We start from the raw sequence: 13462 nt of genomic DNA, 5'->3' as shown, positions 1-13462 counted from the left end.
GCTTCCCTCCATGCGTGAACGCGACGGATGGTTCCGCTCACGGGCGGGACCGACGAGACAAGGAGCACCGACGACATGCCGGGCACTGTGACGATGTACAGCACCACGTGGTGCGGCTACTGCCGCCGGCTCAAGGGCCAGATGGACCGCGAAGGTATCGCGTACACCGAGGTCAACATCGAGCAGGACCCCGAGTCGGCGGCCTTCGTCGAGAAGGCCAACGGCGGAAACCAGACGGTTCCGACCGTGCTCTTCCCGGACGGTTCGACCCTGACGAACCCCTCGCTGGCGCAGGTGAAGCAGAAGATCGGCGCCTGACCCGTTCCGGCTCGGTGACAACGGCGAGGCCCCCCGCTCGAGCGGGGGGCCTCGCCGTTGTCACCGGGGTTCCTCAGGCCGCCGCGCCACGCGGCCTGGGCAGCGGCTTCCCGTACCAGAGCTCGATCAGCCGGGCGGCGATCGAGAGGCCGAACGGCGGCAGGATCTCCCCCGACTCGAAGGCGGCCGTCAGCTCCTCACGGGAGAACCAGCGGGCCTCCTCGATCTCCTCGCCGTCCACCTCGATCTCCGAGGACCCCGCCCGGGCCATGAAGCCCAGCATCAGGCTGGAGGGGAACGGCCAGGGCTGGCTGGCGACGTACTCGACCTCGGCGACGGTGATCCCCGCCTCCTCGAACACCTCGCGGGCCACGGCCTGCTCGATCGACTCGCCCGGCTCGACGAAGCCCGCGAGGGTCGAGAAGCGGCCCTCGGGCCAGTGCACCTGGCGCCCCAGCAGTGCGCGGTCCTGGTCGTCCGTGACCAGCATGATCACCGCCGGGTCGGTCCGCGGGTAGTGCTCCGCCCCGCAGGCCTGGCAGCGGCGGATGTGTCCCGCCGCCGCGATCACGGTGCGCTCACCGCAGCGCGAGCAGAAGCGGTGCAGTCGCTGCCAGTTCTCCAGGGCCACCGCGTGCGCCATCAGCGCGGCGTCCCTCGGACCGAGGAGCATTCCGGCCTCGCGCAGTCCGGCGGGGCGTGCCGACTGGTCCATGCGGCCCGGCAGCGAGTCCTTCTGGAGTGCGAAGTACCGCACTCCCTTCTCGTCGGTGCCCAGGAAGTAGCGGTGCGTCTCGGTGAGCGGCGCCTCGAAGGACGGCGTCATGACGAGTCCGGTGCCGCCTTCGGGGGTGTCGTCGATGAGCGCCTGGCCCCCGGAGACGACGAAGACTCTGGTCGTCGGGTGGCTCCAGGCCGCGGCGAGCCAGGCCTCGTCGAGCCGGTGGTGCGCGGCGCGGTCGATGCCGCTGGGCGCGGTGAGACCGATGGGTCGGTCCGCGGTGGCGTTGTCGAAGGTGCTCACAGGTGCTTCCTACTCCCCCGGGGGTGGATCGGGCGTTCAGAGATTCAGCGGAGGGCCGCGGCCAGCTCGCCCCAGAGGTGGGCGGTGGTCTCCGCACCTTTGAGGAGGAGGTCGAGCTCGACCTTCTCGTCAGGGCCGTGCCAGCCGTCGGACGGTACGGAGATGCCCAGGAAGAGGACAGGGGCACCGAGCACGTCCTGGAGATCGGCGGCGGGGCCGGAGCCGCCCTCACGGGTGAAGAGGATCTCCTTCCCGAAGGCGCGGCCCATGGCTCGGGAGACCGCTTGGAGGGCGGGGTGGTCCAGCGGGGTCAGACAGGGGCGGGTGGCGGGCGCGAAGGTGATCCGGTGGCGGATGCCCGCCGGGATCCGTGCCTCGGCCCAGGTCCGTACCGCGTCCTGGACGTGGTCGGGGTCCTGGCCGGCGACGAGCCGGAAGCTCAGCTTCACCATCGCCGACGCCGGGATGACGGTCTTGCTGCCCGCGCCCTGGTAGCCGCCGCCCATGCCGTTGACCTCGGCCGTGGGGCGGGCCCAGAGGCGTTCCAGGGTGGAGTAGCCGGCCTCGCCCGCGGTGGCCTGCGAGGCGGCGGTACGCAGCCACGTCGCCTCGTCGAAGGGCAGCTGGGCGAAGAGGGCCCGCTCGGTGTCGGTGAGCTCGGCCACGCCGTCGTAGAAGCCGGGGACGGCGACCCTGCCGTCCGGGTCGTGGAGCGCGGCGACCAGGCGGGCCAGGGCGGTCGCCGGATTGGGGACGGCTCCGCCGAACGATCCCGAGTGGATGTCCTGGGCGGGTCCGCGCAGCTCGATCTCGCACTCGGCGAGGCCGCGCATGCCGGTGCAGACGGTCGGGGTGTCCTCGTCCCACATGCCGGTGTCGGAGACGATCACGGCGTCGGCGGTGAGGCGGGCCGCAGACCGTTCGACCAGCTCACGGAAGTGCGGGGAGCCGGACTCCTCCTCGCCCTCGACGAGGAGCTTGAGGTGCACGGCGGGAGCGGTGCGGCCCGTGGCCGCGAGGTGGGCCCGGACGCCCAGGGTGTGGAAGAACACCTGGCCCTTGTCGTCGGCGGCGCCGCGCCCGTACATCCTGCCGTCGCGGACCTCCGGTTCGAAGGGGTCGCTGTGCCAGCCGTCCTCGCGGGCGGCCGGCTGCACGTCGTGGTGGCCGTAGACGAGGACGACGGGTGCGTCCGGGTCGTCGGCGGGCCATTCGGCGAAGACCGCCGGGGCGCCGGGGGTCTCCCAGATCTCGGTGACCGGGAATCCGGTCTCCTTCAGCTTGGCAGACAGCCATTCGGCACTGCGCCGTACGTCCCCGTCGTGCTCCGGCTGGGCGGATACGGAGGGGATGCGCAGCCACTCGGCGAGGTTGCCGAAGAAGGCTGTGCGGTGATGCCGGATGTACGTACGGACGGCGCTGTCCGGGGTGTCGCTCATGCTCTTGAGCCTATCGGCCCCGCGGAGGTGGCTCGTCCAGCAGCAGGCGTTCCAGCTCCGCCCTGCCCGGCAGCCCCGTGGGGCGGACGGTCTCGCCGGTGCGGACGTAGAGGAAGGTCGCGCCGACCGCTTCCGGGGCCAGTCCGTGCAGTTCGGCCCAGGCCAGGCGGTAGACGGCGAGCTGGAGCGGGTCGGCGGTGCGGTGCCGGGCCGTCTTCCAGTCCACGATCTCGTAGGTGTCACCCGTGCGGTACACCGCGTCGATCCGTCCCCGGATCACCCTGCCCGCCAGGACGATCTGGAAGGGGGTCTCGACGCGGTACGGGGTGCGGCGGGCGTACTCCGTGCGCTCGAAGGCCTCCTTGAGCTCGGCGAGGTCCCGTTCGTCGGCGATCTCCGCGTCGCCGTCGTCGCCTCCGGGGAGCTCGTCGGGGCCGAGCATGGGCAGCGGGAGCTCCTCGAACCGGGATTCCACCCAGGCGTGGAACCGGGTCCCCCGGCGGGCGGCGGGCTGCGGCGGCCTGGGCATGGGGCGGGCCAGCTCGCGTGCGAAGCCGTCGGGGTCGTCGGCGAGGTGCAGCAGCTGGGTGGCGGAGAGCGAGGCGGGCACCACGACGTCGTGGACGGTCGCGCGGGCCCGGCGCAGCTCACCCGCCAGGGCGTCGAGGTCGCGGTCCCAGGAGGCGAGGGTCCGGGCCTCCTCCGGGGTGAGGTCCGGAGGATCGGAGGGCACCCGGGCGGCGGGAAGGTGCGGTACCCGGCCGGGGGCGCGGTCCGCTCGGATGGGCCCCCCGTCCGGGAACAGCTGCTCGCCGGGGGGTTCCTCGTCGTACGGCGGTTCCTCGTCGTACGGCGGATCTTCGTCGTACGGGGGCTCCTCGGCGTCGTACGGAAACTCTTCGTCGTACAGGGGCTCCCCGTGTTCCGGGGGCCCGGCCTGTGCCTCCGCCTCCGCCTCCGGGTCGGGAGCCGCGGCCAAGGCGTCCAGGTGGGCCAGCACGGTGTCCCTGGCGGCGCGGCGGCGGGCCAGTGCGGTCTCGTCCAGCGGCAGGGGCCAGGCCTGTTCCGCCTCCCGCTCCCGGAGTACGGGATTCTCCTCGTCCGGCCCTGGCTCGTCGGCCCAGACCTCGATCTCACCGTGGCCGGCCGCGCAGTGGTCGTACAGCGCGTCCAGGAAGGCGGACGGACCGCGCGGCTTCTTCTGGGACGGACCCCACCAGTGCCCGGAACCGAGGAGCAGCCTGCGCGGACGCGTGAAGGTGACGTACCCCAGGCGCAGCTCCTCGGTGTGCTGGTGCGCCGTCATCTCGTCCTTGAACGCCTTGAGTCCCTTGGCGTCCCAGGAGCAGACGTCCGGGAGGGTGGCCGCGTCGCCGCGCAGTGCGTGCGGCAGGACCTTGGACTGCGCTGTCCATGCCTCCCGGGACCGGGTGCTGGGGAACTGGCCGGTGACGAGCCCGGGTACGGCGACGACGTCCCATTCCAGGCCCTTGGACTTGTGGGCGGTGAGGACCTTGACGGTGTTCTCGCCGCCGGGCAGTGCGTTGTCCAGACCCTTCTCGTACTGGGCGGCCGTTCGCAGGAAGCCGAGGAAGGCCAGCAGGGTGGCCTCCCCGTCGACCGCCGCGAAGCCGGCCGCGACGTCCAGGAAGTTGGCGAGGGTCTCGCGGCGCCGGGCGGCCAGGGCGTGCGGCGAGGCCGACAGCTCGACCTCCAGGCCGGTGGTGGAGAGGACCCGGTGCAGTACGTCCATGAGCGGGTCGGCCAGTGACCGGCGCAGCTCGCGCAGCTCGGTGGCGAGCCGGGCGTACCGGATGCGGGCCTCGGCCGAGAACGGAAGCTGGTCGTCCTGGTGGCCGCCGGAGTCCAGGAAGGTGTCAAGGGCGTCCGCGAGGGAGATGACCTCGGCGGGGTCGACGCCCTCGACGGCCTCCGCCAGCCGGCGGTCCGGGTCGGTGTCGTCGTCGGGCGAGGCGTGGTGCACCAGGAGACGGGCGCGGCGTCCCAGGAGGGCGAGGTCCCGGGGGCCGATCCGCCAGCGCGGACCGGTGAGCAGCCGGACCAGGGAGGCGTTGGCCCCCGGGTCCTGGAGGACCTCGCAGACGGCGACGAGGTCGGCGACCTCCGGGAGGTGCAGCAGGCCGGACAGGCCGACGACCTCGACCGGGACGTCCCGGTCGACGAGGGCGGCCTGGATGCGGGGGAAGTCGCCGGCGGTCCGGCACAGCACGGCGATCTCCCCGGGGGGCGTGCCGGTCCGGACGAGGTGGGCGAGGGAGTCGCCGAGCCAGTCGATCTCCTCGGCGTGCGTGCGCAGCAGGGCGCACCGGACGGTGCCGTCGCGCTCGGCTCCCGGTGCCGGCCGCAGGGCCTCGACGCCCTCGTGCATGGCGCGCAGGGGGTCGGCGAGACCGTTGGCGAGGTGGAGGAGGCGACCTCCGCTGCGCCGGTTCTCGCTGAGGGAGTAGCGCGTCGCGGGGGTGCCGTCGGCGTGCGGGAAGTGCTGGGGGAAGTCGTCGAGGTTGGCGACGGAGGCACCGCGCCAGCCGTAGATCGCCTGGCACGGGTCGCCGACGGCGGTGACGGCGTGTCCTGTGTCTCCCCCGGGGCCGCTGCCGAAGAGCGCCGAGAGCAGGAGGCGCTGGGCCACGGAGGTGTCCTGGTACTCGTCGAGCAGGACGACCCGGAACTCGTCGCGCAGGAGGGTGCCGACCTCGGGGCGGGTGAGGGCCAGCTCGGCGGAGAGGGCGATCTGGTCACCGAAGTCGAGCAGGTCCCGGCTGCGCTTGGCCTCGCGGTAGCGCCGGGTCAGCCCGAGCAGTTCACGGCGGGCCTCGACGGTCTCGGGGACCTTGCGCAGGTCCGCGTTGGTGAGCTTGGCCCCGGCGAGTGTTCCGAGCAGCTCGGTGTCGTGGCGGGCGAGCTCGTCGGGGCGTACGAGGTGTTCGGCGAGCTCGGCGTCCAGGGCCAGCAGGTCGCTGACGAGGGTGGGGAAGGACCTGGTCAGGGCGGGGTACGGGCCGGGGGCCTCGCGCAGTACCCGGGCGGCGAGCTGATAGCGGGTGGCGTCGGCGAGGAGGCGGGTGGTGGGTTCGAGCCCGATCCGCAGGCCGTGCTCGGTCAGCAGCCGTCCGGCGAAGGCGTGGTAGGTGGAGATGCTGGGTTCACCGGGGGGGTTGTCCGGGTCGATGACATCCGGGTCGGTGACCCCGGCCGCGACGAGGGCCTTGCGGACCCGTTCGGCCAGCTCCCCGGCCGCCTTGTTGGTGAAGGTGAGGCCCAGGACCTGCTCCGGGGCGACCTGGCCGGTGCCGACCAGCCACACCACCCGGGCGGCCATCACCGTCGTCTTGCCGGAGCCGGCTCCGGCCACGATCACCTGCGGGGCGGGCGGCGCGGTGATGCAGGCCGTCTGCTCCGGGGTGAAGGGGATCCCGAGGAGCTCCTTGAGCTGCTCCGGGTCGGTGAGGCGGGAGGACACTCCACAGAGGCTAACCGGCGGCACCGACAACGCCTCCGAGACCGCCGCGGGCGGAACACCGTGGAGCCCGGGGGCCGGCCGGCGGGCTCGGACGTCATTCGACGATGTGCCGGCCCTCGGGCTGCGCGCTGCACGAGGCCCGGAAGGCGCAGTGGGCGCAGTGCTGGCCGGTACTGGGGGTGAACCGTTCGTCCAGGACGCGGCCGGCGGCCGTGGCCAGCAGGTCGGGGACCCATTCCCCGGACAGCGGTTCCTGGCTCTGCACCTTGGGCAGGGCGTCGCCGCCTTCCTTCTTCGGGGCTCCTTGGCGCAGCTGTACGAGTTCGGCGCCACCCGACTCGGGACGGCGGCCGTCGAACACCTCGTCGACGGCGCCTTCCCGGATCGCGAGCTGGTAGACGGCGAGCTGGGGGTGGGCGGCCACCTCGTCCTTGGTGGGGGCCGCCTTGCCGGTCTTGAAGTCGACGACGTACGCACGGCCCTCGGTGTCCTGCTCGACACGGTCCATGGAGCCCCGGATCCGGACGGCGTACTCACCCGCCTCCAGGGTCACGTCGAACGCGTGCTCGCCCGCGACGGGAGTGCGGCCGGCGCGGTCCATGACGTGCCAGCGCAGGAAGCGTTCCAGGGCGTCCCGGGCCTGGTCCTTCTCCTGCTGCGACTTCCAGGGGGCGTCGAAGACGAGGCCGTTCCAGACGGAGTCGAGGCGTTCCATGAGGACGTCCAGGTCGGCGGGCGTGCGCCCGGACGCCACCTCGTCGGCGAGGACGTGGACGACGTTGCCGAAGCCCTGGGCCGCCGTCGCGGGAGCGTCGGCCTTCACCTCGCGGCCCAGGAACCACTGGAGGGCGCAGGTGTTGGCGAGCTGGTCGAGCGCGCTCCCGGAGAGGACCACCGGGTGGTCCCGGTCGCGCAGCGGGACCTCGGAACGCGTCGGTTCGTTCAGCCCCCACCAGCGGTACGGGTGGGCCGCGGGCACGAGGGGGTGGCCCTCGTCGTCGGTGAGCGCGGCGAGGCGGGCCAGCCGGTGGGCGGCGGCGTCGCGCAGGGCCTCGGAGGCGGCGGGGTCGACGGTGGTCGCTCGGAGTTCGGCGACGAGTGCGGCGACCGCGAGGGGGCGGCGGGGCCGGCCGGTGACGTCCCGGGGCTCGACGCCGAGCTCGGTGAGGAACCGGGACGGCTGGTCGCCGTCGTCGGCGGGGGCCTTGACGGCGGTGACGACGAGCCGTTCGCGGGCGCGGGTGGCGGCGACGTAGAAGAGGCGGCGCTCCTCGGCGAGAAGGGCTCCCGGGGTGAGCGGTTCCGCCAGGCCGTCGCGGCCGATGCGGTCCGCCTCCAGGAGCGACCCGCGGCGGCGCAGGTCGGGCCAGAGCCCTTCCTGCACCCCGGCGACGACCACCACACGCCATTCCAGGCCCTTGGACCGGTGTGCGGTCATCAGCCGTACGGCGTCGGGGCGTACGGAGCGCCGGGAGAGGGTGTCGGCGGCGATGTCCTGGGCGTCGACCTCCTCCAGGAAGTTGAGGGCGCCGCGTCCCCCGGTGCGTTCCTCGGCGCGGGCCGCCGCGTCGAACAGGGCGCAGACGGCGTCGAGGTCCCGGTCGGCGTTGCGGCCGGCGGCTCCGCCCCGCAGCGCGGCCCGCTCCAGCCTGCCCGGCCAGGGGGTGCCGTCCCACAGGGTCCACAGGGCTTCCTCGGCGGTGCCGCCGCCTTCGAGGAGCTCGCGGGCCTTGCGCAGGAGCGCGCCGAGGCGCTGGGCCCCGCGGGCGTACGCCGGGTCGTGGGTGACCAGGCGTTCGGGCTCGGCGAGCGCCCGGGCCAGCAGTTCCCCGGAGGGCGGCGGCAGCCGGTTGCCGGCCGCGCGCTCCTCGTCGCGCAGGGCCCGGCCCAGGCGGCGCAGGTCGGCGGCGTCCATGGAACCGAGGGGGGAGGCGAGCAGCGTGAGCGCGGTCTCGGTGTCGAGCGGGCGGGTGCCCTCGGCCGTGTCCGGCGCGGGTGCCTCTCCCGGGGCGGTCGTCCCGTCGCCGTCCCCGGGGGCCTCGGCCTCCAGAGCGTTCGCGCCGGGGGCCTCGTCCCCGGGACGGCGCAGGGCCGCCGTGGCGACCGTGCGCAGCGCGGTCAGCAACGGTGCGACGGCGGGCTCGTGGCGCAGGGCGAGATCGTCCCCGTCCACCTCCAGCGGCACCCCGGCCGAGGTCAGCGCGCGGCGCACGGAAGGCAGGGAACGGCCTCCGGCGCGTACGAGGACCGCCATGTCCCTCCAGGGCACGCCGTCCTCCAGGTGCGCGCGCCGCAGGAGGTCGGCGATGTTCTCCAGCTCGGTGGACGCGGTCGGGTAGGTGTACGTCTCGACCCGGCCGCCCTCCCGCGCGGCGGACAGCTCCCGGTGGGCTCGGACCTTGTCCGAGGGCAGCCGGGTGAGCGGCATCCGGCGGGTGAGCAGCCGGGTCGCGGCGAGCAGTTGGGCACCGGACCGGCGGGAGGTGGTGAGGACGCCGACGGGGGCGGGCGCGCCGTCGAAGCGGCGGAAGGTGTCCGGGAAGTCGAGGATGCCGTTCACGTCAGCGCCCCGGAACGCGTAGATCGACTGGTCCGGGTCACCGAAGGCGATCAGCGTACGGCCGCCTCCGGTCCCGGGGGCTGCCGTACGGTTGCCGGTCAGCGCGTGCAGCAGCCGTACCTGGGAGGGGTCGGTGTCCTGGTACTCGTCGACGAAGACCGCGTCGTAGCTCTCGGCGAGCCGGGACGCCACCTCGGGCCGCTCGGCGAGCAGCACGGCCCGGTGGACCAGCTCCGCGTAGTCCAGGACTCCTTGGGCGTCGAGGACGTCCAGGTACTCCGCGAGGAACTGTGCGGCCGCGCTCCAGTCCGGGCGGCCGGTGCGCCGGGCGAAGGCGGCGAGGGCGTCGGGGCCGAGGCCCAGTTCGCGGCTGCGGGCGAGCACCGCGCGCACCTCGTCGGCGAAGCCCCGGGTGGTCAGGCAGGCCCGCAGTTCGTCCGGCCAGCGCACATGGGCGAGCCCGGACCGTTCCAGGCCGACCTGTCCGGCGAGGAGTTCGCGCACGGCGACGTCCTGCTCCGGCCCGGACAGCAGGCGCAGCGGGTCGGCGAACAGATCGGCGTCCTGGTGGGCGCGGACCAGGGCGTAGCAGTACGAGTGGAAGGTCGTGGCCTGCGGGCCCCGGGCGCCGCCGAGCCGGGTGGCCATGCGGTCGCGCAGCTCCACCGCCGCCTTGCGGCTGAAGGTGAGGACCAGCATCCGGGCGGGATCGGTCCCCGCGGCGACCCGTGCGGCGACCGCCTCCACGAGCGTCGTCGTCTTGCCGGTGCCGGGCCCGGCCAGGACCAGCAGTGGCCCGTCCCGGTGGTCAACCACGGCGCGCTGCGCCGCGTCCAGGAGAGGGGGGGCCACGGAGCCCGGCGGCGTACGCACCAGCCGGTACGCGCCCGGGGCCCGCCGCCGTGCCTGACGGTGCGGGCTGTTCCGGGTGGTGGAGAAGGAGCTCACGTGGATCGCCGGTCCTGGTGGGTGTACTCGGTGTACTCGGTCTGCCCGGAGTCCGGGCACGGCGGGTACGGGAGGAAGGGGGCCCGGTGCCGCGCGCTGACGACGCTACGCGAGCCGCAGGACGGAAAGCGGCGTGCGGACTGCGTCGCTCGTCACGTGACCGCCCGTCCCGCAGGGGACACGCCGGTCCGGACGACGGCGGCCACCGGCCCGGCGCCCCGGTTCGTGCGGTGCGATGGCCGAAGCTGTCACCTGTGAGCTTTCTCGCCCCCGCCCGGGCGCCCGCCGTCGTCCGGACCGACGGCCCCGCCGTCCCATCGGGCACGTCTCATGTCGAGGCGCGGGAGGTGTCCGTCCGCGCCCCGGGATGCCTCGCGCAGCGGGGTGCCCTCCTCGCGGTAGTGGTCCAGGGCGCGCAGTTCGTGGCCGGGCAGCAGCGTGCCGTCGGAGCGCACGACACGCCACCAGGGCGCGGCGGCGCCGTAGAGCGCCATCACCCGTCCGACCTGCCGCGGTCCGCCCTCGCCGAGCCACTCCGCGACGTCGCCGTAGGTCATCACGCGGCCCGGCGGGATCAGGTCCGCGACGTCCAGGACCCGCTCCGCGTACACGGGCAGCTCGGGCGCCTCGGGGGCGTGCCCGGTGGAACCGCCGCTCGTCCGGTCTTCGCTCATCCGGTACATCCTGCCGCACCCCACCGACAACGGTGCGGGTTCGGTGTCACGCTGATCACACAGGGGACACGCGGAGGCAAAGGAGCGTATGTTGCGCTTCGCGCATCCGCGCAATGCACCCTGATGCCCCCGTCTGTCTGCAGGCCGTGCCACCATCGTGCGGGCGGTGACCGGTGATACGAGAACACGAAGAGCAATCCGAGGCGACGAAGGAGCGGGGCGTGCAGCCACCGAAGGCGGCGGACGCCTCAGACGCGGAGCCGCGCCCGGGCGGGGCCGGCACTCCCGGCGCACCGGAGTCCGACGGCACCGGGGAGCCCTCCGGGCGGCCCGCGGCCCCGGGTGACCCGGAGCACCGCCTCGCGGGTTCCACCCTCGCCTCGCCGGCGGCGGCCGCGGACCACGTGTCGGGCGACGAACCTCTGCTGCCCGCCCGCGTGCACCGCCCCTCCGATCTGCTGCGGCTCCTCATCGGCGTCGCCGCCGTCGTCCTGCTCCTCGCCGTCGCCGCGTTCGCCCAGAACACCACCACCGGCCTCGAGAACGACATCTCCAAGGGCACGGACCAGGCGCCCGACCTGCTGATCAAGATCGCCGGGCTGGTCTCCAGCATCGCCGTGCTGCTCGTACCGGTCGCCTTCGCGATCGAACGTCTGATCAAACGTGACGGGCTGCGCATCGCGGACGGCGTGCTCGCCGCGGTGCTCGCCCACGGGGTGACCCTGGCCACCGACCTCTGGGTGGCCAGGTCGGCCCCCGGGACGATCCGGGACGCCCTGACCCAGCCTCAGCCGGGTGACGCGCTCACCGATCCCGTGCACGGCTATCTCGCGCCCGTCATCGCCTATATGACGGCGGTCGGGATGGCCCGGCGACCACGCTGGCGGATCGTGCTCTGGGTCGTGCTGCTCCTGGACGCCTTCGCCATGCTCGTCGGCGGCTACACCACTCCGTTCTCGATCGTCCTGACGGTACTGATCGGCTGGACGGTGGCCTACGGCACGCTGTACGCGGTCGGCTCACCGAACGTACGCCCGACCGGCCAGCACCTCATGGCCGGTCTGCGGCACGTCGGCTTCCGTCCGGTGGCGGCGATGCGCACCGAGGAGGGCCCCGAGAGCATCGACCAGAACGACCGGGGCCGCCGCTACCTCGTCACCCTGGAGGACGGCCCGCCCCTGGACGTGACGGTCGTCGACCGGGAGCAGCAGGCCCAGGGGTTCTTCTACCGGCTGTGGCGCCGGCTCACCCTGCGCAGCATCACCCAGCGCCGCTCCATCCAGTCGCTGCGGCAGGCCCTGGAGCAGGAGGCCCTGCTGGCGTACGCGGCGATCGCCGCCGGGGCCAACGCCCCCAAGCTGATCGCCACGTCCGAGCTCGGCCCGGACGCCGTGATGCTCGTCTACGAGCACATCGGTGGACGCTCGCTGGACGCGATGGAGGACGAGGAGATCACGGACGAGCTGCTGCGCGGCGCCTGGCAGCAGGTGCGGGCGCTCCAGTCGCGGCGGATCGCCCACCGCAGGCTCACCGGGGACGCGATCCTGGTGGACCGCTCCGGGGCGGTGTTCGTGACGGACCTGCGGGGCGGAGAGATCGCGGCCGGTGACCTGATCCTGCGCATGGACGTCGCCCAGCTGCTCACGACGACAGGGCTGCGGGTCGGTGCCGAGCGCGCGGTCGCCGGGGCACTGGCCGTCCTCGGACCGGACGCCGTGGCCGACTGCCTCCCGCTGCTCCAGCCGATCGCGCTCAGCCGCTCGACCAGGGCGACCCTGCGCAGGCTGGCCCGGGAGCGTTCGCAGCGCGAGCGCGACGCGGTGCTGGAGGCCTCGCAGGCGGCCAAGCAGGCCAGGACGCAGGAACAGGGCGCCACGGCGGTCGGCGACCGCAAGGCGGTACGCAAGTCGCTGCGCACGGAGAAGCAGGCCGAGAAACGGGCGATAGACGACGCCCTGGAAGAAGCCCGCGAAGAGGACATGCTGGCCCAGATCCGCCGCCAGGTGCTGCTGATCCGGCCGCAGGCGCCCGTCGAGCCGGTCCGGCTCGAACGCATCAAACCCCGCACCCTCATCAGCTTCATCGCCGGCTCCATCGCCGCGTACTTCCTGATCTCGCAGGTCACCGAGGCGGACTTCGGCGCGGTCGTGGAGCAGGCCGAGTGGGGCTGGGTGGCGGCCGCCCTGGGCTTCTCCGCGCTGAGCTACGTCGCGGCGGCCATGAGCCTGCTGGGCTTCGTGCCCGAGCGGGTCGGGTTCGGCAAGACCGTGCTGGCCCAGGTGGCCGGTTCGTTCGTGAAGATCGTCGCCCCGGCGGCGGTCGGCGGCGTAGCGCTGAACACACGCTTCCTGCAACGCGCCGGAGTGCGCCCGGGGCTCGCCGTGGCGAGCGTCGGCGCCTCCCAGCTGTTCGGACTCGGCTGCCACATCCTGCTGCTCGCCCTGTTCGGCTATCTGACGGGCACGGAACGCACACCCGACTCGCTCACACCCTCCAGGACGGTGATCGCGGGGCTGCTCACGGTCGCCGTGCTGGTGCTCGTGGTGACCGCCATCCCGCTGCTGCGGAAGTTCGTGGTGACGCGGGTCCGGTCGCTGTTCGCCGGGGTCGTGCCGCGCATGCTCGACGTCGTGCAGCGCCCGCAGAAGCTCGTCACCGGCATCGGCGGCATGCTCCTGCTGACCGGCCTGTTCGTGCTCTGCCTGGACGCCTCCATCCGCGCCTTCAGCGGTCCCGACGTCCCCCAGCTCAGCTACGCCAGCATCGCGGTGGTCTTCCTCGCGGGCAACGCCCTGGGCTCCGCCGCCCCCACCCCGGGTGGCATGGGAGCGGTCGAGGGCGCGCTGACCCTGGGTCTGATCGCGGTCGGTCTGCCGAAGGAGGTCGCCGCGCCCGCGGTGCTCCTGTACCGCGTGCTGACGCTGTGGCTGCCGGTGCTGCCCGGCTGGATCTGCTTCAACCAGCTGACCCGGAAGGGCGAACTGTAGGGCGCGTCGCCCGGGAGGCTCGCGGGACACC

7 protein-coding genes are annotated in these 13462 nt (G+C 73.6%); 2 read left to right on the top strand and 5 right to left on the bottom strand.

Annotated elements, in window-relative coordinates:
- The first annotated feature begins 75 nt into the window (after nucleotides 1-75).
- Nucleotides 76-318 carry a mycoredoxin gene (locus tag SACTE_RS21940; RefSeq protein ID WP_014048208.1) on the top strand — a complete coding sequence of 81 codons (243 nt, stop codon included), beginning with the start codon at nucleotides 76-78 and terminating at the stop codon, nucleotides 316-318.
- Between the two features lie 73 nt (nucleotides 319-391).
- Here SACTE_RS21940 and nudC read toward each other — a convergent pair whose 3' ends face one another.
- The 5 genes from nudC to SACTE_RS21915 form a co-directional block, all read right to left on the bottom strand.
- Complete coding sequence (nudC, locus tag SACTE_RS21935; protein WP_014048207.1) at nucleotides 392-1342, bottom strand: NAD(+) diphosphatase; 951 nt, start codon at nucleotides 1340-1342, stop codon at nucleotides 392-394.
- Nucleotides 1343-1386: 44 nt separating this feature from the next.
- Nucleotides 1387-2781, bottom strand: coding sequence for a dipeptidase (locus SACTE_RS21930; RefSeq protein WP_014048206.1), 1395 nt, complete (start codon nucleotides 2779-2781; stop codon nucleotides 1387-1389).
- Between the two features lie 10 nt (nucleotides 2782-2791).
- Nucleotides 2792-6262 (bottom strand): ATP-dependent DNA helicase, encoded by a 3471-nt coding sequence (locus SACTE_RS21925; protein ID WP_019992389.1) that lies wholly within the window; start codon nucleotides 6260-6262, stop codon nucleotides 2792-2794.
- A 94-nt stretch (nucleotides 6263-6356) separates the two neighbouring features.
- Nucleotides 6357-9770, bottom strand: coding sequence for an ATP-dependent DNA helicase (locus tag SACTE_RS21920; protein WP_014048204.1), 3414 nt, complete (start codon nucleotides 9768-9770; stop codon nucleotides 6357-6359).
- A 248-nt stretch (nucleotides 9771-10018) separates the two neighbouring features.
- A complete protein-coding gene (locus SACTE_RS21915) occupies nucleotides 10019-10444 on the bottom strand; it encodes an MGMT family protein (RefSeq protein WP_014048203.1) in 426 nt (141 codons plus the stop codon).
- 221 nt (nucleotides 10445-10665) lie between these two features.
- Between SACTE_RS21915 and SACTE_RS21910 the strand changes: the two genes are divergently transcribed.
- Nucleotides 10666-13431 (top strand): lysylphosphatidylglycerol synthase domain-containing protein, encoded by a 2766-nt coding sequence (locus SACTE_RS21910; RefSeq protein ID WP_014048202.1) that lies wholly within the window; start codon nucleotides 10666-10668, stop codon nucleotides 13429-13431.
- The last annotated feature ends 31 nt before the right edge of the window (nucleotides 13432-13462 follow it).

The sequence above is a fragment of the Streptomyces sp. SirexAA-E genome (genome assembly GCF_000177195.2).
Classification (GTDB): domain Bacteria; phylum Actinomycetota; class Actinomycetes; order Streptomycetales; family Streptomycetaceae; genus Streptomyces; species Streptomyces flavovirens.
Note: the sequence above shows the minus strand (reverse complement) of the source record. Positions and strands in the feature narration are given on the sequence as shown.